At 63.7% G+C, this 23,982-nt stretch carries 23 protein-coding genes and 1 pseudogene; 10 read left to right on the forward strand and 14 right to left on the reverse strand.

Going from position 1 to position 23,982, the window contains the following annotated elements:
* Nucleotide 1: 1 nt before the first annotated feature.
* Nucleotides 2–1,090, reverse strand: coding sequence for an LPS export ABC transporter permease LptG (gene lptG, locus OSJ75_RS15710; protein ID WP_267228685.1), 1,089 nt, complete (start codon nucleotides 1,088–1,090; stop codon nucleotides 2–4).
* Entirely contained in the window at nucleotides 1,087–2,295 is a 1,209-nt protein-coding gene (gene lptF / locus OSJ75_RS15715) for an LPS export ABC transporter permease LptF (protein ID WP_250018293.1), read from the reverse strand. Before lptF ends, lptG begins: the two co-directional genes overlap by 4 nt.
* A 267-nt stretch (nucleotides 2,296–2,562) precedes the next feature.
* Between lptF and OSJ75_RS15720 the strand changes: the two genes are divergently transcribed.
* The 6 genes from OSJ75_RS15720 (at nucleotide 2,563) to OSJ75_RS15745 (ending at nucleotide 7,873) form a co-directional block, all read left to right on the forward strand.
* A complete protein-coding gene (locus tag OSJ75_RS15720; RefSeq protein ID WP_267228686.1) occupies nucleotides 2,563–4,053 on the forward strand; it encodes a leucyl aminopeptidase in 1,491 nt (496 codons plus the stop codon).
* Nucleotides 4,043–4,678 (forward strand): glutathione S-transferase family protein, encoded by a 636-nt coding sequence (locus tag OSJ75_RS15725; protein ID WP_267228687.1) that lies wholly within the window; start codon nucleotides 4,043–4,045, stop codon nucleotides 4,676–4,678. Before OSJ75_RS15720 ends, OSJ75_RS15725 begins: the two co-directional genes overlap by 11 nt.
* A gap of 32 nt (nucleotides 4,679–4,710) precedes the next feature.
* On the forward strand, nucleotides 4,711–5,160 hold the full coding sequence (locus OSJ75_RS15730) for a DNA polymerase III subunit chi (protein ID WP_267228688.1): 450 nt from the start codon (nucleotides 4,711–4,713) through the stop codon (nucleotides 5,158–5,160).
* Between the two features lie 3 nt (nucleotides 5,161–5,163).
* The gene (locus OSJ75_RS15735) at nucleotides 5,164–5,757 is read left to right on the forward strand and encodes a hypothetical protein (protein ID WP_267228689.1); all 594 of its coding nucleotides are present in this window, start codon (nucleotides 5,164–5,166) and stop codon (nucleotides 5,755–5,757) included.
* Entirely contained in the window at nucleotides 5,742–6,290 is a 549-nt protein-coding gene (locus tag OSJ75_RS15740; protein WP_250018288.1) for a GNAT family N-acetyltransferase, read from the forward strand. Before OSJ75_RS15735 ends, OSJ75_RS15740 begins: the two co-directional genes overlap by 16 nt.
* Before the next feature lie 86 nt (nucleotides 6,291–6,376).
* Nucleotides 6,377–7,873 carry an MFS transporter gene (locus tag OSJ75_RS15745; RefSeq protein ID WP_267228690.1) on the forward strand — a complete coding sequence of 499 codons (1,497 nt, stop codon included), beginning with the start codon at nucleotides 6,377–6,379 and terminating at the stop codon, nucleotides 7,871–7,873.
* On the opposite strand, the gene OSJ75_RS15750 is transcribed toward OSJ75_RS15745, so the two are convergent.
* Nucleotides 7,789–9,684 carry an ABC-F family ATP-binding cassette domain-containing protein gene (locus OSJ75_RS15750; protein ID WP_267228789.1) on the reverse strand — a complete coding sequence of 632 codons (1,896 nt, stop codon included), beginning with the start codon at nucleotides 9,682–9,684 and terminating at the stop codon, nucleotides 7,789–7,791. The two genes, OSJ75_RS15745 and OSJ75_RS15750, sit on opposite strands and share 85 nt — an antisense overlap.
* A 198-nt stretch (nucleotides 9,685–9,882) precedes the next feature.
* On the opposite strand from OSJ75_RS15750, the gene ndk reads away from it, so the two are divergent.
* A complete protein-coding gene (gene ndk, locus OSJ75_RS15755; RefSeq protein ID WP_250018284.1) occupies nucleotides 9,883–10,305 on the forward strand; it encodes a nucleoside-diphosphate kinase in 423 nt (140 codons plus the stop codon).
* A gap of 153 nt (nucleotides 10,306–10,458) precedes the next feature.
* On the opposite strand, the pseudogene OSJ75_RS15760 reads toward ndk, so the two are convergent.
* From OSJ75_RS15760 to OSJ75_RS15780, 5 genes and pseudogenes are all read right to left on the reverse strand, one after another.
* A pseudogene (locus tag OSJ75_RS15760) lies at nucleotides 10,459–10,928 on the reverse strand (molybdenum cofactor biosynthesis protein MoaE).
* Nucleotides 10,925–11,179 (reverse strand): molybdopterin converting factor subunit 1, encoded by a 255-nt coding sequence (gene moaD / locus OSJ75_RS15765; protein ID WP_250018282.1) that lies wholly within the window; start codon nucleotides 11,177–11,179, stop codon nucleotides 10,925–10,927. Before moaD ends, OSJ75_RS15760 begins: the two are co-directional and overlap by 4 nt.
* A 48-nt stretch (nucleotides 11,180–11,227) precedes the next feature.
* Nucleotides 11,228–11,815 (reverse strand): CDP-diacylglycerol--glycerol-3-phosphate 3-phosphatidyltransferase, encoded by a 588-nt coding sequence (gene pgsA / locus OSJ75_RS15770; protein WP_250018281.1) that lies wholly within the window; start codon nucleotides 11,813–11,815, stop codon nucleotides 11,228–11,230.
* A 154-nt stretch (nucleotides 11,816–11,969) separates the two neighbouring features.
* Complete coding sequence (uvrC, locus tag OSJ75_RS15775) at nucleotides 11,970–14,054, reverse strand: excinuclease ABC subunit UvrC (protein ID WP_416362576.1); 2,085 nt, start codon at nucleotides 14,052–14,054, stop codon at nucleotides 11,970–11,972.
* The gene (locus OSJ75_RS15780) at nucleotides 14,051–14,821 is read right to left on the reverse strand and encodes an SDR family oxidoreductase (protein ID WP_267228691.1); all 771 of its coding nucleotides are present in this window, start codon (nucleotides 14,819–14,821) and stop codon (nucleotides 14,051–14,053) included. The genes uvrC and OSJ75_RS15780 overlap by 4 nt, the downstream gene beginning before the upstream one ends.
* A gap of 471 nt (nucleotides 14,822–15,292) precedes the next feature.
* Here OSJ75_RS15780 and OSJ75_RS15785 point away from each other — a divergent pair, with 471 nt between their 5' ends.
* Nucleotides 15,293–15,934, forward strand: coding sequence for an outer membrane protein (locus tag OSJ75_RS15785; protein WP_250018279.1), 642 nt, complete (start codon nucleotides 15,293–15,295; stop codon nucleotides 15,932–15,934).
* 56 nt (nucleotides 15,935–15,990) lie between these two features.
* On the opposite strand, the gene OSJ75_RS15790 is transcribed toward OSJ75_RS15785, so the two are convergent.
* The 4 genes from OSJ75_RS15790 to OSJ75_RS15805 all read right to left on the reverse strand — a co-directional run bounded on the left by OSJ75_RS15790 (nucleotide 15,991) and on the right by OSJ75_RS15805 (nucleotide 18,810).
* Nucleotides 15,991–16,587, reverse strand: a complete 597-nt coding sequence (locus OSJ75_RS15790) for a glutathione S-transferase (RefSeq protein WP_267228692.1) — start codon at nucleotides 16,585–16,587, stop codon at nucleotides 15,991–15,993.
* Between the two features lie 82 nt (nucleotides 16,588–16,669).
* On the reverse strand, nucleotides 16,670–17,287 hold the full coding sequence (locus tag OSJ75_RS15795; protein ID WP_416362578.1) for a ribonuclease T2 family protein: 618 nt from the start codon (nucleotides 17,285–17,287) through the stop codon (nucleotides 16,670–16,672).
* Nucleotides 17,288–17,450: 163 nt separating this feature from the next.
* Nucleotides 17,451–17,894 (reverse strand): hypothetical protein, encoded by a 444-nt coding sequence (locus tag OSJ75_RS15800; RefSeq protein ID WP_250018276.1) that lies wholly within the window; start codon nucleotides 17,892–17,894, stop codon nucleotides 17,451–17,453.
* Nucleotides 17,895–17,949: 55 nt separating this feature from the next.
* A complete protein-coding gene (locus OSJ75_RS15805) occupies nucleotides 17,950–18,810 on the reverse strand; it encodes a 23S rRNA (adenine(2030)-N(6))-methyltransferase RlmJ (protein WP_267228694.1) in 861 nt (286 codons plus the stop codon).
* Nucleotides 18,811–18,993: 183 nt separating this feature from the next.
* Here OSJ75_RS15805 and OSJ75_RS15810 point away from each other — a divergent pair, with 183 nt between their 5' ends.
* The gene (locus tag OSJ75_RS15810) at nucleotides 18,994–19,836 is read left to right on the forward strand and encodes a DMT family transporter (protein WP_267228695.1); all 843 of its coding nucleotides are present in this window, start codon (nucleotides 18,994–18,996) and stop codon (nucleotides 19,834–19,836) included.
* A gap of 106 nt (nucleotides 19,837–19,942) precedes the next feature.
* On the forward strand, nucleotides 19,943–22,057 hold the full coding sequence (locus tag OSJ75_RS15815; RefSeq protein ID WP_267228696.1) for a molybdopterin oxidoreductase family protein: 2,115 nt from the start codon (nucleotides 19,943–19,945) through the stop codon (nucleotides 22,055–22,057).
* Between the two features lie 43 nt (nucleotides 22,058–22,100).
* Here OSJ75_RS15815 and purN read toward each other — a convergent pair whose 3' ends face one another.
* Together purN and purM are read right to left on the reverse strand one after the other, a co-directional pair.
* The gene (purN, locus tag OSJ75_RS15820; RefSeq protein WP_267228697.1) at nucleotides 22,101–22,709 is read right to left on the reverse strand and encodes a phosphoribosylglycinamide formyltransferase; all 609 of its coding nucleotides are present in this window, start codon (nucleotides 22,707–22,709) and stop codon (nucleotides 22,101–22,103) included.
* Nucleotides 22,706–23,791 carry a phosphoribosylformylglycinamidine cyclo-ligase gene (purM, locus tag OSJ75_RS15825; protein ID WP_250018272.1) on the reverse strand — a complete coding sequence of 362 codons (1,086 nt, stop codon included), beginning with the start codon at nucleotides 23,789–23,791 and terminating at the stop codon, nucleotides 22,706–22,708. The genes purN and purM overlap by 4 nt, the downstream gene beginning before the upstream one ends.
* Nucleotides 23,792–23,982: the final 191 nt, after the last annotated feature.

Raw genomic sequence — 23,982 nt, forward strand, 5'->3', positions numbered from 1 at the left:
TCTAACCATCCTCCTTATGCAACAAAAAGGAGACCCCAAAGAATGTTGCGATCAACACTGGCGTCCATGCGGCTACGAAAGGCGGTACGAAACCCGCATTGCCGAAAGCCTTGACTACAACTGTGACGACATAAAGCACGAAGCCTGCGAGTACGCCACCCAGAATCATCGTTCCCGATTGCCCGAAGCGAACAAATTTGAGGGAAACGGTTGCGGCGATCAAAGTCATCGCCATCAAAAGCACCGGCAGAGCCAGCAAAGACTGGAAATGCATGTCGAATGCGTTGGCCGAATAGCCGAAAGAGCGGGCTGCGGCAATTTTGTTACGCAGCTCGAAAAAAGGAATGGTCTCGGGCTTCGCCAGACTTTCCTCAACGAATTCAGGACGTAGATGCGTCGGGATCTGCACCGAATCCATCGGGGCAGGGGTCTCGCCGAGCACGAATTTCGTCACGCCGTCGAGCTGCCAGTAGCCGTCCTTCAGGTCGGCCGTCCGGGCGTCGAGGCGCTCCGTTATGTCCTGATTCCGGTCGAGCCGGACGAATGTGGCGTCGACCAGCCGCAATCCGCGGTTGACGATGGACTTGGCGCCGATGATGGTCTCGCCATCCTCGGTGCGCTGCCGCAGCCACGGCACGCGCTCGGTGTCCACGCTATTGTCCTTGCCGGCGCGCCAGGCGGCGGTGATCTGCTCGCTGCGCTCATAGCCATAGGCGGCGAGCGGATTGACGAGCAGGATGGCGATGAGGCCGAACAGCAGCGCGCCGGTGCATGCCGGCAGCAGGAACTGCCAGGCCGAGACGCCGACGGACCGCGCCACGACGAGCTCATATTTGCGGTTGAGCGAGATGAGCGTCGCCATCGCCGAGAACAGCGCGATGAACGGAAAGACCTGCTGCATGATGAAGGGAATGCGCATGGCCGAGATGCCGAAGGCCGCCAGCGGCGAATAGTCCGGCAGCGACGAAAGCTTTCCGGAAAGCTCGGTATAATCGAGGATCAGCGCCAGCGCGAAGCTTCCGAGCAGGAAGTAGCAGGTGATCGTCACATAGCGGAGGAAGAAGTAGCGCCCGAGCGTCCAGCCGATCATTTCCTGTACCCCCGGCGCCTGCGGTTGAGCAATCTGGAGCTGGCGCCGGCAAAGGCGGCCTGGCGCGCGGCGAAATTGTTCTTCATCCAGTCCGCCCATTTGTCCGGTATGCCGATCTGGCGATGCGTATAGAGTGCATAGGTTGCGGCAAGTGCGCAAACCAGCGGTATGATCACCAGCGTCGGCAGCAGCAGCGCGTTCTTGTGCGCATTCTGCCCGGCGGAATAGACCAGCCAGAACATGATGAGGCACAGCGTGATCGCGGTGAAGGACGCCGATATGCGCGCCTCGCGATGCGAGCGCGAATCCGCCGCCGCCGCCAGTGCGATCAGCGCGAAGACGAAGGAATAGCTCCATTCGGTGAAGCGCTTGAACAGTTCCGACGTGTAGCGCAGCGGATTCTGCTGATATTGCTTGTCATTGGGATCGGGGTTGAGCAGGTCGCCCAGCGTCCTGTCCTTGGCGAACAGCGTCGGCTCGTTGTCTTCGTCCGCGGCGACGAAAGCCGCGAGGTCGAGCGCATAGGTGTTGAACTTGATGATCGACACATCGCCGGTCTGCACGTCGCGCCGCTCGATCTCGCCATCCTTCATGACGATGAGGCTCTGGGTGCCGGTTTCGACCACGAGGCCTTCCTTGGCATAATAGATGAGGTCGGTGGTCGGATCGCGCGAATCGGAGACGAACATGCCCTTGATCGAACCGTTCGAGCCGCGATTCTCGATCTGGATATAGAGATTGTCGGCAACTTCCTGGAAGGCGCCCTGCTGCACCACGAGGTTGATCACATCCGCATTGGCGTCGGCGATCATCTGGCGCATGCTCAGCTGCGAATAGGGCACGACGAAATTCGCGATCAGGAACGATATCACCGAAACGACGGCGGCAAACAGCAACACCGGCCGGATGACCGCCGAGCGGGGCGCGCCGGCGGCATTGATGACGACGAGCTCCGAATCCTGGTTCATCGTCGATAGCGTCTGCGTCACCGCTATGACGAGCGCGAAGGGCATGACCAGCGGAAAGGCCGACGGCAGCAGGTTGGAGCTGAATTTGACGATATAGAAGAAACTCTGGCCGCTGGTGGTGAGGAAATTGATCCGGCCGAGCACCTGCACGACCCAGGTCACGCCCACTGCGGACAGCAGGACGGCCAGGAACATGACGACGATGCGTCGTAAGATATATATCTCGATCAGGCGCATGTCATGGTTCGCTAGGGTTCCGCCACCTTGTTAGACTGACCGGTCCGGGAGCCGGCATATTATTATCGCCACGCAGCCCGTGGCATTCTGGGAAGAACCCGTTAAATGTTCAACATACCCGACTTGGTTTCAATCTAGTCAGGCTTGGCTAAAAATAGGCGAAGAAAACTGGTTAACAAGGTGTTGCCGCGCTTGTCCTCGCCCCCATCCTTCATTCATCAACTTCGATGAAGAAGAAAATCACGTTTTGTTCATATCGGAGATATCATGTCCAAACGCATTTCCATCAGTTTCGCGAAGCATGGCGCCATTGACAGCGCGACCGCTGTCCTGCTCGTCAATGCCGGAGGCAAGGCCGCTGCGCAGGCCGAATCTGTGGCTGCCGCGGCCGTCCTGTCGCGTATCATCGATGTGTCGGACTTCAAGGGAAAAATAGCCGCAGTCGCAACTTCCATCGCCCCGGCGGGGACGCAGCTCGACCGGCTGGTGCTGGCGGGCGTCGGCGATACCGGCAAGCTCAAGGGCGACGACTGGCTGAAGATCGGCGGCGCAGCCTTCGCCAAGCTTGGCAAGGCAACGGCCGCTTCCGTGGTGCTCGCCTTGCCGGATCGCGAGGTCTCGGCGGAGGAGGCGGCGGATTTCGCCCTCGGCATCCTGCTGCGCTCCTATCGCTTCGACAAGTACAAGACCGTGAAGGACAGCGAAGATGGCGAAAAGCCGGCGCCGGCGCGCATCACCATCCATGTCGCCGAGCCGCAGGCCGCCAGGAAGGCGTTCGCCGAGGCGGAGGCCGTGGCCGCCGGCGTGACGCTGGCGCGCGATCTCGTCAACGAGCCGGCGAATATTCTCGGCCCGGTGGAATTCGCCGAGCGCATCGAGGAATTGAAGAAGCTCGACGTCAAGGTGGAGATCCTCACCGAAAAGGAGATGAAGAAGCTCGGCATGGGTTCGCTGCTCGGCGTTGCGCAGGGCTCGTCGCGGCCGGCGCGGCTGGCGGTGATGGAATGGAAGGGCGGCAAGGGCAAGGATCGCCCCATCGCCTTTGTCGGCAAGGGCGTCACCTTCGATTCGGGCGGCGTTTCCATCAAGCCTGCCGCCGGCATGGATGAAATGAAGGGCGACATGGGCGGCGCGGCGGCGGTGACCGGGCTGATACATGCGCTGGCGGCGCGCAAGGCCAGGGTGAACGCCATCGGCATTGTCGGCCTCGTCGAGAACATGATCAGCGGCGATGCGCAGCGGCCGGGCGATATCGTCACTTCCATGTCGGGCCAGACCATCGAAGTGCTCAATACGGATGCGGAAGGCCGCCTCGTGCTCGCCGACGCGCTCTATTACTGCAATGACAGGTTCAACCCGAAATTCATGGTCAACCTTGCGACGCTGACGGGAGCCATCATGGTGGCGCTCGGGGTCCATCATGCCGGGCTGTTTTCCAACGATGACGAGCTGGCGGTGCAACTCTTCGATGCCGGCCAGGTGACGGGCGAAAAGCTCTGGCGCATGCCGCTCGGCCCCGAATATGACAAGCTGATCGATACGAAGAACGCCGACATGAAGAATATTGGCGGCCGTCACGGCGGCGCCATCATCGCCGCGCAGTTCCTCAAGCGCTTCGTCGGCGATACGCCCTGGGCGCATCTCGACATTGCCGGAACGGCTATTGGCGCGCCCGGCAACGAGTTCAGCCAGTCCTGGGCCTCGGGTTTCGGCGTGCGGCTGCTGGAACGGCTGGTGCGCGATCATTATGAAGGATAGCGATATCCGCCTCTACGGGCTGCCCGAAAGCGTCTATGCCCGGATCGTCAGGCTCGTCCTGACGGTCAAGGCCATGGCTTTCGCCGAAATACATGCCGACCCGTTCGAGGGCGGCGAATTGCCGGCGGACTATGGGGCGCTTCATCCCTTCAAGCGCATTCCGGCGCTGGAAATAGACGGGCAGCATCTCTACGAGACCGATGCGATCGTCAGCTATCTCGACGATATCGGCGGCGGACCCACCCTCACGCCGGCCGATCCGCTCGACCGCGCCCATATGCGCCAGCTCATGCGCATCATCGACAATTACGGCTATCGCCCGCTTGTCTGGGGCATTTACGTGCCCGGTTACTGGCGCGAGGGTGCGGCGGCGCAGGGCGAGGACGTGGCGGGCGCCCGCCGCGTGCTGCAGGTGCTGGCCGGGTTCGAGCGCGCCTCTCCACGGGCGGCATTCCGCGAGCCGACGCTGGCGACCTTCTACATCGCCAGCACATTTGCCGCCGCCGACAGCGTGCCGCTCGGCGCATCGCTGATTGACGAGCAGCCGCACTTGCGTGAATGGTGGAACGGCCTGCGCTCCGCCAGCTTCATGGCGGCGACCAGATCCCGCCACACCAGATATTGACCAGATACCGACCAGATAGCGAATTGGCCCCGATGACCGAAATCCTTTTCTACCATTTGACCGAATCGACGCTGGAAAACGCCTTGCCGGGACTGGTTGAGCGTTCGCTGGAGCGCAACTGGAAGGTGGTCGTGCAGACCGGCAGCGAGGAAAGGCGCGACAGTCTCGACAATCATCTCTGGACCTGGTCCGATGCGTCGTTTCTCGCCCATGCCACCGATCTCGAAGCCAATCCGGAGGAGCAGCCGGTGATATTGACCACGGGAGAGGGCAATCCGAACGGAGCCACGGTGCGTTTCCTGGTCGACGGCGCGGTGCCCGCCAATGCCGGGGCCTATGACCGGCTGGTGCTGATGTTCGACGGCCACGACCAGTCGCAGCTCGAACAGGCGAGGGAGCAGTGGCGGCGGCTGAAGGAGGAGGGCCATTCGCTGACCTACTGGCAGCAGAATGCCGAGGGACGCTGGGAGAAGAAGACCTGAACCATGCGCGTCCTGTTTCTCCTGCTTCTCGTCATCGGCATTGTCGCCGGCCTCGGCTATCCCTTCGCCATGACGCATTTCTCCGGCCAGGAAATCGGCAGCTGGCAGGCTTTTGACCGCGCCAGCGGCTTCAGGCCGGTGCGCGTCCATCTCGATGCCGCCGATGCGCCGGTGCGCGTCTTCGTCGACATGCAGCCGGTGCGCGATTTCGTGCCCGCATCGGGACGGACGGCGCTGACCGGCGTCGTGACGCGGGCCGGCAGGGACGTGCTGGTCGAGACGCTGAATTATGCCGGTGCGCAGGTCACCAATCGCGGCTCGCCGCAGGGGCCGCGGGTCTACCGCGACACGATGGGCGATATCGGAACCGTGGAGAGCGGCGATTACCTGTTCACGATCGGGCCCGGCGATCATGACGGGCTCCAGGTGGCGCGCGTCGATCTCGTGCTGCGCAGGGGGGCGGTGGCGGTGGACAAGCGCATCCTTCCGGCCGGCATAGCGCTCATCATCCTGTCGATCGCAGGCCTGCTCTGGTCGCGCAGCCGCAACCGGCGCGCCGCGCGGCAGCCGGAGCCGCCGAGATGGGGCAGGTCATGAGGGTGCCGACGCTCGTCACCGAGCGTCTGCGGCTGCGCCAGTTCGACCTCGGCGACGATGCGGGCCTGCATGCCTGCCTCGGCGACGAGCGGCTGCTGCGCTATTGGGATTGCCCCTTGAGCCGCAACATACAGGAGACGCGCGGCTGGGTGCGCCAGCTGGCAAAGCCCGCCACGCCGGCGGAATCCATGGCGTGGGCGGTGGCCGACAAGGCCAGCGACGAGTGCCTCGGCATGGTCAATTATCACCATCGCGAGGCGGGCAATCGCCGGCTGGAGATCGGCTATATCCTGCGGCCGGACCATCATGGCCGCGGGCTGATGAGCGAGGCCGTGCGGGCGCTGATGCGCTATTCGATCGACCGCCTGCAGATGCACCGCATCGCCGCCACCATCCACCCGGACAATGCGGCTTCCATCCGCCTTGTCACCCGGCTCGGCTTCGAACTGGAGGGCGGGCCATTGCGCGACTACTGGCGCGTCGGCGACCGGTTCATGAGCCCGATGCTCTACAGTTTCATCGCGGATCGATGATCGGGACGGCCTGTCGCATCAGGCAACGCGGGCAAGATCAGGCGGCCTGATGGCATAGGCGAAACTTGTTTTATTAGGGGGCGGTGATGGTTGAGTCGAACGGGACGGGCGATGCGAGCTGGTCGGAGCTTTTGACGGCGCGCTATTCCGCCGCAACGGCCACGCTTTGCCTCGGTGTCGCGCTGTTTGCCTTCAACGGGTTCCTCGTTTCCACCTCGCTGCCGACGGCGGTGGGGGAGATCGGCGGGCTCGCGCTCATTTCCTGGGCCTTCACGCTCTACCTCGTGCTTTCCATCGTCGGCGGCTCCGCCGGCGCCTTGCTCAAGGCACGGCTCGGGGCGCGATCGACGCTGGTCGCCTCGGCGCTCGTCTTCCTCGCCGGCACGCTGGTCGCGGCCTTCGCCTCATCGATGACCGAGGTTCTGGTCGGCCGGGCGCTGCAGGGCCTCGGCGAAGGCGTGATCGCGGCCATTTGCTATGCGCTCATTCCCGAGCTCTTCCCCTCGCGCCTCGTCGCCAAGGTATTCGGCGCGGAAGCCGTCGTCTGGGCCATCGCGGCCTTCGGCGGGCCGCTGATCTCCGGCCTCCTGACGGAGCATCTCTCCTGGCGCGCCGCCTTCCTCGTCAATGTGCCGCTGTCGCTGATCTTCATTGCGCTGGTGCTGCGCATCGTGCCGCGCTTTTCCGGCGCTTCCGGCCCGTTATCGGTGCCGTTCCTGCGGCTGGCGGCGATCGGCGGCGGCATCATGCAGGTGGCGCTCGCCAGCATCGCGGGAACGCTGGCGCTCGAGATCGGCCTGGTCGCCGGCGCCGCGCTCGTTCTCGCCGCCGTCGTCATCATCGACCGCCGGAGCCGGACGCCGCTGTTCCCGTCCGATGCCTTCGCGCTGAATACGACCGTCGGCATCGGCCTGTGGATCGTGCTGTTCATGCCCGTCGCGCAGGCGGCCACGGCCGTCTACCTCGTCATGACCCTGCAGAAATTGTGGGGCTACGGCCCGACCATGGCCGGGACGTTCTATGCGACCTTCGCCATTGCCTGGAGCCTCTGCGCCATCCTCGTCGCCAATATCCACAGCCAGCGCAAGCGCGCCTGGCTGATCCGGCTCGGACCGACGCTGCTCGTCGCCGGTCTCGCCATCATCGTCGCCGGCTTCGCGCTCGACGTTCCTGCCGTCGTCATGGCCGGCCAGGTCAGCATCGGCACCGGCTTCGGCATCAGCTGGGGCTTCCTCAGCCAGGCGGTGATGGAATCCGCGCGCAGCGGCGAGCGTGACCGGGCCTCGGCGCTGCTGCCGACGCTGCAATCGGCGGGCTATGCCATCGGCGCGGCCATTGCCGGCCTCGCCGCCAATGCGGTCGGCTATCCGCTGGCCGCCAGTCCGGAAGCATTGCGCAGCGCCACCATGGCGATCTTCATGGTCTCGACAATCATCGGGATAGGGGCGCTCATTGCCGGCTATGCGCTGCCGATGAAGAAGAGGGCGGCGCTGGCGGATCAGAGTTCCGCCATTGCCGCCTCGAATTCGCTCGAAAGCGCCAGCCATTCCTCCTCGGCGACGGCGAGGGAGGATTTGGCGTAGCCGATCTCCTTGCCGATCTGCGTGGCCCTTGCCGGTTCGCGCGTATAGATCACCGGATCGGCCAATTGCTCCTGCAGCGTGTCGATCTTCTTCTGGAAGCGCTGCATCTTGGCCTCGGCTTCCTGGATCTTCTTCTGCAGCGGCTTCAGCGCCTCGCGCTTCTGGGCGGCGAGCTTGCGCTGCTCCGCCTTGCTCAGCTTCTGGCCTTCCTCGGCATTGATCCTGTTTCCGGATCGCTCCGCCTTGGCATCGGCAAGCACGAGCGCGCGATAGGCATCGAGATCGCCGTCATAGGGCGCGACACCGCCGTCGCGCACCAGCCACAGCCGGTCCATCGTCGCTTCGATCAGGTGCCTGTCATGGGCGATGAGGACGACAGCGCCGTCGAAATCGTTGAGCGCGTGCATCAGCGCCTCGCGGCTGTCGATGTCGAGATGGTTGGTCGGCTCGTCGAGGATGAGCAGGTTCGGCCCGTCAAAGGTCGCAAGACCCATCAGCAGCCGCGCCTTCTCGCCGCCGGAAAGGTCCTTCGCGGCGGTGTTCATCTTGACGGTGGCAAGGCCCATCTGCGCGACGCGCGCCCGCACCTTGGCCTCCGGCGCATCGGGCATCAGCTTGCGCACATGCTCTATCGCATTGTCCTCGGGGATGAGGTCGTCGAGCTGGTGCTGGGCGAAGAACGATATTTTCAGGTTCGGCGCGACGGTCATCTTGCCGCCATCCAGCGGAAGCCGGCCGCTGATCAGCTTGGCGAAGGTCGACTTGCCGTTGCCGTTCGAGCCGAGCAGGGCGATGCGGTCGTCGGCGTCGATGCGCAGGTTCAGCTGCCTGAGGATCGGCTTGCCCGGCTCATAGCCGACGCTGCCGCTCTCGATGGCGATGATCGGCGAGGCGACGATTTTTGCCGGTTCGGGAAAATGGAACGGCTGGACATGATCCTCGATGACGGCGGCGATCGGCTTCAGCTTCTGCAGCGCCTTCAGGCGCGACTGCGCCTGTTTCGCCTTGGACGCCTTGGCGCGGAAGCGCTCGACGAAGGCCTCCATGTGCTTGCGATGGGCCTCCTGCTTCGTGCGCTGCTTCTGCTGCAGTTCCAGCGCCTCGCTGCGCAGCCGCTCGAACTGGTCGTAATTGCCCTGCCACAGCGTCAGCTTGGTCTGGTCGAGATGGACGATCGAATTCACCGCCGAGTTCAGAAGATCGCGGTCATGGCTGATGAGGATGACCGTGTGCGGATAGCGCCGCACGTAGTCTTCGAGCCAGAGCGTGCCTTCGAGATCGAGATAATTGGTCGGCTCGTCGAGCAGCAGCAGGTCCGGCTCGGCGAAAAGCACCGATGCGAGGGCGACGCGCATCCGCCATCCGCCCGAAAAGGACGAAGCGGGACGCTTCTGCGCCTCGGCATCGAAGCCAAGGCCGGACAGGATGGCGCCGGCGCGCGCTTCGGCGGAATGCGCATCGATATCGGCAAGGCGGATATGGATGTCGGCGATGCGGTGCGGGTCCGTCGCGGTCTCCGCTTCGGCGAGAAGCGCGGTGCGTTCCGTATCGGCCGCGAGCACGATCTCGATCAGCGAATCCTCCGTGCCCGGCGCTTCCTGGGCCACCTGGCCGATCTTCAGGTTGCGCGGCAGGTGCACTTCGCCGGTTTCCGCGTGCATTTCGCCGGTGATCACCTTGAACAGCGTCGATTTGCCCGCGCCATTGCGGCCCACGAGGCCGGCCTTGGTGCCGGAGGGAAGATTGAGGCTCGCATGGTCGATCAGGAGCCGGCCCGCCATGCGGACAGATATATCGTCGAGAATAAGCATGCCGGCGCTTTTGCACTGGAATACCGGCTTTCGCAAGGGCATTGTCGCGGTTTCGCCCCGACCGGCGCCGCCAGCTCTTTGCAAATGGCGCGAAGCTCTTGGCAGAGCTCTGGGCAAATAGCGCGAAGCTCTTGGCAAATGCAGCGCCTGTCGCTATAGAGCCGCTTCCCGTTCCCCAGAAGACAAGGTTCTCATTCCATGGCAATTGAACGCACTTTCTCGATGATCAAGCCTGACGCTACCCGCCGCAATCTCACCGGCGCTATCACGCAGAAGCTGGAAGAGGCCGGCCTGCGGGTCGTTGCGTCCAAGCGCGTGTGGATGAGCCTCCGCGAGGCAGAAGGCTTCTACGCCGTGCACAAGGATCGTCCCTTCTTCGGCGAGCTCGTCGAGTTCATGTCGTCCGGCCCGACGGTCGTCCAGGTGCTCGAAGGCGAAAACGCCATTGCCCGCAATCGCGAAGTCATGGGCGCGACCAATCCGGCAAATGCGGATGAGGGCACGATCCGCAAGACCTTCGCTCTCTCCATCGGCGAAAACTCCGTGCATGGTTCCGACGCGCCGGAAACCGCTGCCGAGGAGATCGCCTACTGGTTCTCCGGAACCGAGATCGTCGGCTGATCGCAATCGATCGTCGAAATTGAAAAGACCGGGCCCCGTGCCCGGTTTTTTATTGCCGGTAGTTCAGCAGGGGGAGCTAGTTCAGGGCGGCGAGCAGGAAGAACAGCAGCACGGCGGCAAAGCCCACGGCCAGCGATGCTATGGCGAGCCGGTTCACAGGCTGTGCCACCGCTTGAACGCATCCTCGTCCCGGGACTTGGCCTCGACCCAGCCGCCATCGGTGCCGTCGATGAAATGTTCCTTCTTCCAGAACGGCGCCGTGTTCTTCAGATAGTCCATCAGGAACGATGCGGCGTCGAATGCCGCATGGCGGTGCGTCGAGGCGGCGAGGATCAGCACGATATTGTCGCCGGGCCGGACAAGCCCGTAGCGGTGGATGATGGTCAGCCCGGTCAGGGGCCAGCGCTCCATCGCTTCCAGTGCGGTGCGCCGGATCTCGGCTTCCGCCATGCCGGGATAATGTTCGATCTCGAGCGCCGAGAGCGTTCCGGCCTCGTCGCGGCACAGGCCGCTGAAGGTGACGATGGCGCCGATATTGCTGTCCTGCGCGGCGATGAGCGCCAGTTCGGCGCCGATGTCGAAATCGTCGCGCTGCACCTCTATGCGAAGGCGGGACATCTCATCCCCCCGTCATCGGCGGAAACAGCGCTATCTCGCGCGCATCCCGCACCGGAGCGTCGTGATCGACATGTTCCTGGTTTATCGCCACCCGGATCACGTCCTGATATTCGAGCGCGGCCGCATAGCCGTCGCCGCGCGACTTCAGGTGCGACAGGAGATCGGCGACGGTAGCGATGGAGGGATCGAGCTCGATCTCCTCCTCGCCCTTGCCGATGCGCTCGCGAACCCATGCGAAATAGATCAGTCTGGTCATGGCTTGGAGCCTTTCCCTTGCGGACAGGAGCGGCGGTTTCGCGCCCTGTCAGTCCACGACATGCTTCAGTCCCGCCCGGAAATAATCCCAGCCGGTATAGAGTGTTATCAGCGCCGCGCTCCATAGCAGCACGATGCCGAGCACGGTGACGACCGGGACGATCTTGTCGCCCGCCGGGCCGATCAGCAGAAATGCGACGGCGACCATCTGGATCGTCGTCTTCCACTTGGCGAGACGGCTGACCGGCACGCTGACTTTCAGTTCCGCCAGATATTCGCGCAGGCCCGAAACCAGGATCTCCCTGCACAGGATGATGATCGCCGCCCACAGCGACCAGCCGGCGATCGTGCCGTCGGCGGCCAGAAGCAGCAGGCAGGCGGAGACGAGCAGCTTGTCGGCGATGGGATCGAGCATCCTGCCGATGGTCGAGGTCTGTTTCCAGATGCGGGCGAGATAGCCGTCGAAGAAATCGGTGATGCTTGCGGCCACGAAGATCGCCAGTGCGCCCCACCGCGCCGCATCGCTCGATTGCAGCCGTCCTTCGAGGAAGAAGCACAGCACGACGAGCGGCACGCAGATTATGCGCGCATAGGTCAGGATATTGGGCAGGGAGTAGGCGTTGTTATTCCGGGGCATCTCGTGTCTACCAATCAGTTCGCGGCCTCAAGAAACGGCCAAGCCTGCCAAAGGTCAAGTTCATCATCGTCGACTCCGGCTTAAATGTGTCGATGAATCACATCCCGCGGTCCGATTCCAATCGGGAATCGTTCCGCTTGCCGAAATTCATCTCCTATGTACGGAAATGATCGCGGATTGTAATGGCCATCGCTTCCGATATACCGTCGACCTTCATCAAATCTTCGACAGCGGCGCGCGAAACCGCCTTGGCCGTGCCGAATTGATGCAGCAATGCGCGTTTGCGCGAGGGACCTATGCCGGCGATTTCGTCGAGCGGGTTCTTCACCATCTCCTTCTTGCGCCTTGCCCGGTGCGTGCCTATGGCGAAACGGTGCGCCTCGTCGCGCAGGCGCTGCAGGAAATACAGCACCGGATCGCGCGGCGGCAGCGTGAAGGCCGGCTTGCCCTCCATGAAGAACCTTTCGCGGCCCGCATCGCGATCGACACCCTTGGCGACGCCGATGGCGGTCACCTTGTCGATGATGCCCATCTCGCTCAGGATGCCGCGCACGGCGCTCATCTGGCCCTGGCCGCCATCGATCAGGATGACATCGGGCCATGACGGGAACACATCCGGATCGTCGTCGTCCTCGATGTCGAGATCGTCGGCGGGAACATCCTTTTTCGCAACGTCCTTGTCCTCCGGCGTGCCCTGTTCGCGCACCAGCCGGCTGAAGCGGCGCTCGATCACCTCGCGCATCATGCCGAAATCGTCGCCGGGCGTGATCTCGGTCGAGCGGATATTGAACTTGCGGTACTGGTTCTTGACGAAGCCTTCCGGTCCGGCGACGATCATGGCGCCGATCGCATTCGTGCCCATGATGTGGGAATTGTCATAGACCTCGATGCGGCGCGGCACGCGGTCGAGCCCGAATGTCTCCGCCATGCCCTTGAGCAGCCGCGCCTGCGACGACGTTTCCGCCAGCTGGCGGCCCAGCGCCTCGCGCGCATTGCTCAGCGCATGTTCGACGAGTTCCTTCTTCTCGCCCCGCTGCGGCACCGTCACGACGACCTTGCGGCTGGAGCGCGCGGTGAGGGCGGCCGCCAGCAGGTCCTGGTCCTCGACCGTTTCCGACAGGAGGATCATGCTGGGCGAGGGCTTGTCGTCGTAGAACTGCGACAGGAAGGCGCCGAGCACTTCCGCCGGCGACAGGGAGGAATCCGCCTTGGGGTAATAGGCGCGGTTGCCCCAGTTCTGGCCGGTGCGGAAGAAGAAGACCTGGATGCAGGTGACGCCGCCTTCCTGGTGAATGGCGAAAACGTCGGCTTCCTCCACCGATTGCGGATTGATGCCCGAATGGGTCTGGATCTGCGACAGCGCCGAAAGCCGGTCGCGATAGATGGCGGCGCGCTCGAAATCGAGATCGGCCGAGGCTTCGCGCATGGCATTGGCCATATGCGTCTTCACCGCCTGGCTCTTGCCGGACAGGAAGGCCTTCGTCTCGTCGACGAGCTCGTCATAATCCGCATCGCTGATTTCGCCGGTGCAGGGACCGGAGCAACGCTTGATCTGGTAGAGCAGGCAGGGGCGGGTGCGGTTCTCGTAGAATGAATCGGTGCAGGTGCGCAGCAGGAACGCCCGCTGCAGCGCGTTGATCGTCCGCCCGACCGCGCCGGCGGAGGCAAAGGGCCCGAAATAATCGCCCTTGCTCGACCGCGCGCCGCGATGCTTGAAGATGCCCGGCACGATCCGCCGCTCGCCCCGTTTCGGCGCGGTGAGCAATATATAGGGAAAGGACTTGTCGTCGCGCATCAGCACGTTAAAACGCGGCCGCAAGCGCTTGATAAGGTTGGCCTCGAGCAGAAGCGCCTCGGTCTCCGTGCGGGTCACGACGAATTCCATCTTCGCCGTTTCGCGGATCATGCGGGCGATGCGGTTATTGTGTCCCTGGCCGCGTGCATAATTGGAAACGCGCTTCTTCAGGCTGTGCGCCTTGCCGACATAGAGCACGTCGCCCGCTTCGTTGAACATGCGATAGACGCCGGGCTTGTTGGGCAGGCGCTTCACCAGCCCGGCAATGACGTCCGCGCCGCTGGTGCCGTCGCTCGCCTCGGCCGAATCCCATTCGATGGCGCTGATGAGCGCGGTCGTGTCGCGCGGCAGTTCCGCCGCCGCGTCGATGCCGGACGGCTCCATCTCTGCTGCTTCCCGCTCCGGCTCTTGCTGGCCGGGAGTGAGCTTGCCCTGTTCGTTCATTCTGCCATTCCCATGGAATCCGGCGTCTCCCACGCCAGATGCTGTCCGCCGTCGAGGGCGATCATTTGCCCCGTGATCGACCTGTTTTCCCATAGATAACAGATCGTGCGGCCAAATTCCGACAGTTCGGCGCCACGGCGCAGCAATAGCGAGCTGACCTGATGGGCGAAATCGTCGCGGTCCTGCCGGTCGCTCTGCATTGTCGGGCCGGGGCCGATCGCATTGACGCGGATCTGCGGCGCAAGTGCCTGCGCCAGCGTCTGCGTCGCGGTCCACAGCGCCGCCTTGGACAATGTATAGGACAGGAACCGCGGCGTCAGCTTCCAGACGCGCTGGTCGATGATGTTCACGATCAGCCCGTCCTCGCCATTGTCGCGCAACTGCGCCGAAAAAGCATCCGCCAGAAGCACCGGCGCCTTGCTGTGAACGGCAAAATGCCGGTCCCAGACGCGATCGTCCGCCAGCTTGCCGATGCCGTCTTCCTCGAACACCGAGGCATTGTTGACGAGGAGCTTCACCGTGCCGAGCGCCGCCTGCACCTGCGGGATCAGTTCGCGCACCGCCTTCGGCTCCGTCAGGTCGGCCGCGACCACGCAGCCGGCGCCGCCACGCGCCTCTATCCCTGCCAGCAGCGCTTCGCCTTCCTCTTTCGACCGGTTGCAGTGAATGGCCACCGCGAAGCCCTGATCGGCCAGGTGCTCCACGATGGCTTTGCCAATACGTTTGGCGCCGCCTGTCACGAGGGCAACGGTTCGATCGGTCTTCACATTATTCTCCCTGGATAGTGATTCAGCCCCGAATATAGGCACCGGCCCGGCAAAGCGCGAGTGGCAAAGGTCAGTAATGAACAGACGCAGTCTATCGCGCTGTTCCGCGCCGGATCGGATGCGGATTGCGATATGTCAAATAACTTCGGGCATGCGGAGGTCAGTATTAAGCATTGATTAAGTATAATATATTGATGGCAAACTTGCATATCGGGTATTCTATGACTGTATAAGAAGTGACTTTATCAATTATTCCTTGCATTGCTGCAAACTGCATTGATAACTTCAGAAAACTCGATTGTTGCTCAAAAAACACATCGCATTTCGGCCATTTTCCCGACGATTTCTTTTCACACTCCGGCACGAGTCCCGCCACAATGGGAGGCGAATGTCCGGCTCGTAAAAGCGGGTGCGTTCATGGTTCCCCCAGCCGGCGCCCGCTGCGTAAAGAGTTATGAAAAGGAGATTGCGATGCGCACTCTTAAAACAATAATCCTCGCTTCGGCGGCCGTGCTGACGCTCTCCGCCCCCGTTCTTGCCGCCGATGCCGTCGTCGAACAGGCTCCGGCGCCCGAGGCCCTGCCCATGGAACAGCCGTCCGGCTGGGATGGCGCCTATGTCGGTGTCTATGGCGGCTATAACTGGAGCAAGAACAAGACGGACGAAGGCAAGCTCGATGCCGATGGCTTCGGCGGTGGCGCCTATGGCGGTTACAACATGCAGAACGGCCAGTTCGTCTATGGTGCCGAAGCCGATCTCGGCTACGCCAATGCCAAGGAAAGCAATTTCGGCTACACCGCCAAGCAGGGCCTGAACGGCTCGGTGCGTGCCCGTGCCGGTGTCGCGCTCGATCCGGTCCTGCTCTATGGCACCGGTGGTCTTGCCGTCACCGAGAACAAGCTTTCCACCGATACGGGCAGCGACTCCAACACCCATGTCGGCTGGACCGTCGGTGCTGGCGCCGAAGCCAAGATCACCCAGAACGTCGTTGGCCGCGTCGAATATCGCTACAGCGACTACGGCAAGAAGGATTATGATCTCGGCGGTGCCGATGAAGTATCCAACAAGCTGACGACGAACGAGGTTCGCCTCGGTGTAGGCTACAAGTTCTGATCAGCCTGGACCTGACGAAGAAGCCGGATGGGAAACCATCCGGCTTTTTTTGTGCCCTATTTCGGCAGTAGCGCCGCCAGCTCCGGGTGCAGCTCGGCAAAGCGCTTCTGCCAGCGCTTCAGCTTGGAGCGCCCCTTTTCCCATTTGCCCTGAAAGCGCAGGTCGGCATAGGCGAGGGCGGCCGCGATGGCGATATGGCCGCCATGGATCTTCTTGCCGAGCCGCGGCGGCGCATTGTTCAAGGTGTCGAGCACGCGCAGGGCCTTGCCCCATTGCCGGTCGAGCCAGGGCTGATGCACCTTTTCCTCCGGCCGGAACCGGCGTTCGTAGACATGCGCCAGCAGGGCGTCGCAAAGTCCGTCGGCCAGCGATTCCAGCTGCTCCGCTTCCAGCCGCTTCTGCGCGTTGCGCGGGAACAGCTTGTTGCCGGAGACCCGGTTGATATATTGCGTGATCACGCGACTGTCGAAGATGGCGGAACCGTCGTCGAGGATGAGTGTCGGGATCTTCCCCAGCGGATTGACGTTTATGAGCTCTTCCGGCTCGAGATTGGTATCGATCTGCACCGCCTCGACGGGAAATCCCGCATAATGGGCGGCCATCCGTACCTTGGTACTATAAGGTGAGGCAGGCGCATAAAAGACTTTCGGCACGGGCAGGCTCCAGCTGGTTCGATTCGTTGCGGGTGAAAGTAGAGCGTTCCTTGTCTGAATTGAAGCGGTTGCATCGGCCGTTTCAGCGAATGGGCGGCATTTCGACGGCGCGCCGCCGGCAGCCGCTGCGGTCCACTTCCGGGCAGGCGCGCAAATCGAGGTCTTTCGTCAGGCAGATGCGCACCTCGCGCAGGAATTCGCGGTCGCAGGTGACTGCGACGCCCTCCGCCTTCATGCCGGGATTGGCCGTCAGGAAGGCGCGCTCCACCAGTTGCGGATTGACCGCATCCCTTGCCGTTCCCTGGCGGAACTGCCCCGGTATGGCGACACGCTCCATGGTGCGGCGCATGGTGGCGAAATAGTCGCGCTGGCTGAGGCCGCTGCAGGCGCCATGCTTGCGCCACTGGTAGTTGATGAGGCCGGTCGAGGGCATGATGTCGCCCATGGAGCGGGCGAGGGACATCGGCACGTTGCGCGGTTCGCCGCTGTCGCAATCCTGTGGATAGCCGCGCTCGAACTGCGGCCACAACCCATGCACGACGAAGCCGAATGGCCGCGACGACCCGCATTGCTGCCTGTTGGCGTCAGGGCCCTCGGATTCGCAATAGCTCGGCGACCAGGACAGCGCCAGCACGTAGAAGTCGAAATCCGCATCCGAATTCGCGTTGGGACGCACATCCGAATTCGCTTCCCGCCTCATGGGCGGCGTGCCGGTGCTCGATGGCGCGGCCGGTATATTGTCGAACTCGACAAGCGCGGGAGTCGTGTCGTTCTCCCACGCATAGACGGCGATGCCGGCGACGAACAGCGCGGCCAGCAGGGCGAAACGGGCTAGCCGGCCAGCCTGCATCGCGGCGCGTCAATCAGCGCAGCGTGCGGCAGCTTGCATTGTAGACGTTCCAGGGGTCGAAACCTTCGAGGCAGAATTCGACATTCTTGCCGACGCCGACAAAGCCCTGGCCCTCTTCGACCAGATACCAGACCGGCTGCTGGTTGCCATCCGACAGATGCGCCGTGGCGCGGCAATAATGGCGCTCGACCGCAGCAAGCTCGGGCTCGAGCGAGGGCTCGTAGCGCGTCTCGCGGACATCGCTGAAATCGTTGATGGCGACCTGCGCCAGGTTCGGCACATGCTGGACCCGGTAGGAGAACCTGCTGGCGATCCTGTTGAGGACGCCCGCCTGGCCGCAGGTGTCGTCATAGCCCTGCGACGGGGCCACGTAGTCCGCGGCAAGAACGGGCGCGGCGGAAGAGAGAGCGATGCCGAGGGCAAGGCTTGCGGCAAGGATTGACGATGGGCGTGCCATGGATTTTCTCCGAATGTACTGTTGGTGTGCAATTTCAACCAGCGCGAGCGCCGGGTCAAGCCTCTACTTCTTCACCCCTGATCCAGTCGAGCACGAAATGGCCGTTCTGCGCCTCGCCGCAGAGCCGCGCGAGCACAGGCAGCAGCGTGCGCAGCTCCTGTTCGAGCGTATAGGGCGGGTTGACGATGATCATGCCGCTGCCGTCGAGGCGCGGCTGGGCCGAGAAGGGCCGAATCATCAATTCGGCGCGCATGATCTTCCGGATGCCGGTTTCGCGCAGCGCGGCGATGAACGAGGCGATCTGCGGCCGGTCCTTCACCGGATACCAGAGCGCGAACATGCCGCCGGGAAAGCGCCTGTGACCGCGCCACAGCCCATCGACCAGCCGTTCGAACTCGCCTTCCTCCTCGAAGGGCGGATCGACGAGCACGAGGCCGCGCTTCTCCTTCGGCGGCAGATGCGCGCCAAGCGCCAGCCAGCCATCGAGCCGGGTGACCCGGACCTGGAAATCGCCCTCGAAGCGCCTGGCCAGCCTCGCGGCATCGGCCGGGTGCAGTTCGAGCGCCGACAACCGGTCCTGCCGCCGCAACAGGTGGCGGGTGATCAGCGGCGAACCCGGATAATGGCGCAGGCCGCCATCGGCATTCTCCGCCCGCACGATATCGAGATAGGGCGCCAGCAAGGCTTCGGCTTCGGGCTCGAGCGGCGCATCGAGCAGGCGGGCGATGCCGGCCTGCCATTCGCCCGTCTTCGCCGCCTCGGTTCCGGCAAGATCGTAGCGCCCGATGCCCGCATGCGTATCGATGACGCGGAAGGCCTGTTCCTTGCGCTGCAGATAGAGCAGGATCCGCGTCAGGATGACGTGCTTCATCACATCGGCGAAATTGCCCGCATGATAGGCGTGACGGTAATTCATGGATGCGCTTGTTTCATGCCGGCGCCCTCACGGCAAGCCGGTTTCGGCCCCGTCTTAATGCTAAATATCCGGCAAGCCGGTAAATATTATTGAAGCGTCGCTTTCGGCGAAGGCGTTTGCCGATCCCTGCGATATGGCATAGAGCAACGAAGCGCCCCGGTCCGGCGCGCTGGAACCTGCCTCATGTCCGGAACGATCATCCTTATAGTGCTCTTCGCCGCGTTCCTGCACGCAAGCTGGAACGCCGTGGTGAAATCCGACGGCGACAAGTTTCTCAACACCGTCGTCGTCGTGAGTTCGGCCGGTCTCATCGCGGCTATCGCCCTGCCATTCCTGCCGCCGCCGGCATGGTCGAGCGTGCCGTTCCTGCTCGCATCGGGGGTGACGCAGGTGATCTACCTGATCCTCGTGGCGGCGGCCTATCGCAGCGGCGATATGAGCCAGGCCTATCCGATCATGCGCGGCACCGCCCCGCTCATCGTCGCCATCGCCAGCGGGCCGCTCATCGGCGAGGTGCTTTCGCTGCAGAAATGGGCCGGCATCGGCCTTATCTGCGGCGGTGTGCTCGCCCTTGCGCTCGAAGCCCGCCGCCGCGCCGGCGCCAGCCCGGCCACGACGCTGCTGGCGCTGGCGAATGCGCTGGTGATCGCTTCCTATACGCTCATCGACGGTATCGGCGTGCGCCAGTCCGGTGCGCCGGCGGCCTATACGATGTGGGTGTTCGTGCTGAATGCGCTGCCGCTGTTCCTGTGGACCATCATCATGCGCAAGGGCCAATTATGGCCGCATCTGCGCGGAAGGACGCGGCTGGCGACGATCGGCGGCGTCGGCACGCTCGGCTCCTACGGCCTGGCGCTCTGGGCGATGACCATGGCGCCGGTGGCCGTCATCGCCGCCTTGCGCGAGACTTCCATCCTCTTCGCGGTGGTCATCTCGGCCTTCTTCCTGCGCGAGAAGATCGGCATGACGCGGCTCGCCGCCGTCGCGCTGATCGCAGCGGGCGCGGCCGTCATGCGCCTTGGCTGATACCATCGTCCGATCGTCACGTGCCGGCGCCTGGTCTGGTCGGCCACTTGTCACCGGTACAAAAAGCCTCGTTTCTCGGCGGCGGAATTTGCGCTAGGTTCCTCGCATGAACAAGCCTGTCCTTTTGCGCACCGTCCATTCCGCCTGCCCGCACGACTGTCCGTCGACCTGCGCGCTGGATGTGGAGATCGTCGATAACGGCCAGATCGGGCGCGTGCGCGGCGCCAAGGAAAACACCTATACGGCCGGCGTCATCTGCGCCAAGGTGGCCCGCTATGCGGAGCGCATCCATCATCCGGAGCGCCTGCTGAAGCCGCTGGTCCGCGCCGGCAGCAAGGGCGAGGGCCTGTGGAAGGAGGCGAGCTGGGACGCGGCGCTGGACCTGATCGCCGAGCGCTTCCTGAAAGCCGAGCAGGAACACGGTTCCGAAAGCATCTGGCCCTATATCTATGCCGGCACTATGGGCCTCGTGCAGCGCGATTCCATCCATCGCCTGCGCCACGCCAAGAAATATTCCAATACTTTCGACAGTATCTGCACCAACCTTGCCTCGACCGGATATTATGCCGGCACCGGCCGGCTGATGGGCTCCGATCCGCGCGAGATGGCGAAATCCGACTGCGTCGTCATCTGGGGGACCAATGCGGCGGCGACGCAGGTCAACGTCATGACCCATGCGGTGCGTGCCCGGAAGGAGCGCGGCGCGAAGATCGTCGCCATCGACATCTACGAGACCGCGACGGTGCGCCAGGCCGATCTTGGCCTCGTGCTCAGGCCGGGGACCGACGGCGCGCTTGCCTGCGCGGTCATGCACGTCCTCTTCCGCGACGGCCTCGCCGATTGGGATTACCTGACGCAATATACCGACGATCCGCACGGCCTCGAGCAGCATCTGCGCGGCCGCAGCCCGCAATGGGCGGCCGCGATCACCGGCCTGTCGGTGGACGAGATCGAATCATTCGCCCGCCTCGTCGGCACCACCAAACGCAGCTTCTTCCGGCTGGGCTTCGGCTTCACGCGGCAACGCAACGGCTCGGTCAACATGCACGCGGCGCTTTCCATTCCCGCGGTGACGGGCGCGTGGCGGCATGAGGGCGGCGGAGCGTTCTATTCCAACAGCGAGATCTATCGCATGGACAAGCGCGAGATCGAGGGCAGGGCCTATCTCGATCCCGCGATCCGCCATATCGACCAGTGCAAGATCGGCGCTGCCTTGAATGGCGATGCCGCCGCGCTGCAGAACGGCCCGCCCGTCATGGCGATGCTCGTGCAGAACACCAATCCCGCCAATGTCGCGCCCGAGCAGAGGCTCGTGCGGCGCGGCATGCTGCGCGAGGATTTCTTCATGGCCGTGCATGAGCAATTCATGACCGATACGGCGAGGCTGGCGGATGTGGTGCTGCCGGCGACGATGTTCCTCGAACATGACGACATCTACCGCGGCGGCGGCCAGCAGCACATCATCCTCGGCCCGAAGCAGATCGACGGGCCGGGCGAGACCCGCCCGAACATCCATGTCGTCGAGGAACTCGCAAAACGTCTCGGCGTCGATCATCTTCCGGGCTTCGGCCTCGATGCGCGCACGCTCATCGACAATATGCTCAAGGCCGGCAATCTCCCGGGCTATGACGAATTGAAGGCGCGGCGCTGGATCGACGTGCAGCCGGATTTCGAAACCGCGCATTTCCTCAATGGCTTCAGCTGGCCGGACGGCAAGTTCCGCTTCAAGCCGGACTGGACCGGCAGTCCCGCGCCCAACAAGCCGCCGAAATCCATGGGGCCGCAGGGCCCTCATGCCGACCTGCCGCAATGGCCGGATCATTTCGAGGCGATCGAGGCAGCCGACGAGCGGCATCCGTTCCGGCTGGCCACCTCGCCGGCACATAATTTCCTCAACTCGACCTTCGCCGAAACGCCGACATCGCTGTTGAAGGAGCAGCGGCCGGAATTGCTGATCCATCCGGACGATGCGGCGCGCCTCGGCATAGCGAGCGGCGACCGGGTAGAGGTCGGCAATGATCGCGGCGATGTCGTTCTTCACGCCCGCGTCGAGCCGCTGACCAAGCGCGGCGTCGTGATTTCGGAAGGCATATTCGCCAATACCGCCTTTGAGCGGGGCGAGGGCATCAATGTCCTGACCGGGGCGGACTCGCCGGCGCCCTATGGCGGTGCGGCTTTCCACGACAATAGGGTCTGGATCAGGCCGGCGCGTCTGGATTAGACTGGCGCGTCTGGATCAGGCGGCGGGCGCCTGATCGGTTCAGCTATGACCCGAAGATAGTGCGGCCGCCCTGCATCCGCGCCTTGCCGGAGGCCACCAGCGCCAGCGCTTCTGCGTAGGTTGCATGCTCTACGGATAGCACCCGCTGCGCGAGTGTTTCCGCCGTATCGTCGACATCGACGCGGATGGCGGTCTGCGCGATGATCGGGCCTTCATCCATGCCCGCCGTGACGAAATGCACGGTGCAGCCATGAACGCGCACGCCGGCTTCGAGCGCCTGCTCATGCGTGTGCAGCCCCTTGAACAGCGGCAGCAGCGAGGGGTGGATATTGAGCATCCGCCCTTCCCATTCGCCGACGAATTCGGGCGACATGATCCGCATATAGCCGGCGAGACAGACGATCTCGGCGCCCGCAGCCTTGAGCGCGGCCGAGATGGCGATCTCGTGGTCGCGCTTGGACGCGTAATCCCTGTGGGGGATGGCGAAGGCCGGAATGCCCTCGTTGCGCGCCGTATCGAGCCCGCCGGCATCGGCCTTGTTGGCGATGATCGCGACGATCGTGGCCGGATAGTCCGGCGCTTTCGCGGCCGCGACCAGCGCGCCCATATTGGAGCCACGCCCCGAGATCAGGATCGCGACGCGCTTCTTCACAGTGCGAGCTGGCCTTCATAGACGACGCCGGCATCGGCGCGGGCGACCATCCTGCCGAGCCGCACTGGCGCCTCGCCATTGGCGGTCAGTGCTTCGATCACCGCGTCGGCCGCTTCCGGCGCGACGACGGCGATCATGCCGATACCGCAATTGAAGGTGCGCAGCATCTCGTCGCGCTCGACGCCGCCGGTGCTGGCCAGCCATGAGAAGACGGCCGGCACCTCGATCGCCGACAGGTCGATGCTGGCGGTGAGGTCCTTCGGCAGCACGCGCGGAATATTGTCCGGGAAGCCGCCGCCGGTGATGTGGGCGAGCGCCTTGATGGCGCCGGTATCGCGGATCGTGGCAAGCAGCGGCTTCACATAGATGCGCGTCGGCGCCAGCAGCGCCTCGCCAAGCGTCACGCCTGCCTTGAAGGGCGCTTCCGCATCCCATGCGAGGCCCGACAATTCGACGATGCGCCGAACGAGCGAGAAGCCGTTGGAATGGACGCCGGACGAGGCGAGGCCGAGGATGACGTCGCCTTCCTTGATGTCGCCGGAGGGCAGAAGCCGGTCGCGCTCGGCCGCGCCGACGGCAAAGCCGGCAAGATCATAATCGCCATCGCGATACATGCCCGGCATTTCGGCCGTTTCGCCGCCGATCAGCGCGCAGCCCGCCTGCAGGCAGCCCTCGGCGATACCGCCGACAATGGCGGCGCCCTGGTCCGGATCGAGCTTGCCGGTGGCGAAATAGTCGAGGAAGAACAGCGGCTCCGCGCCCTGGACGACGAGATCGTTGACGCACATGGCGACGAGGTCGATGCCGACCGTATCGTGCCGGCCCGCATCGATGGCGATCTTCAGCTTGGTGCCGACGCCGTCATTGGCGGCGACCAGCACCGGGTCCTTGAAGCCGGCGGCCTTCAGGTCGAACAGGCCGCCGAAGCCGCCGATCTCGCCATCGGCGCCCGGACGCCGGGTGGAGCGCACCAGCGGCTTGATTTTCTCGACAAGCAGATTGCCGGCATCGATGTCGACGCCTGCCTGCGCATAGGTGAGACCATTCTTGCCGCGGTTGGCGGGTTCGCTTTTCACGCTCATGGGATGCTCCGGATTATGTGGAGCGGAATGGCACGACTTCGCCACCGCCGCAAGTACCCTATGGGCGATGTGCGGATAAAACGCCACTTATCGACAGGGCGGCAAGGCGGATTCCGCGCAGATTCCCGCTGGCGGCGGCCGGTTTTCCCTTGACCGGACGGGGTGGGGCTGCCTATCTCTCGGGCGGATGG

Origin of the sequence: Phyllobacterium sp. 0TCS1.6A (assembly GCF_026420825.1) — a bacterium.
GTDB lineage: Bacteria > Pseudomonadota > Alphaproteobacteria > Rhizobiales > Rhizobiaceae > Phyllobacterium.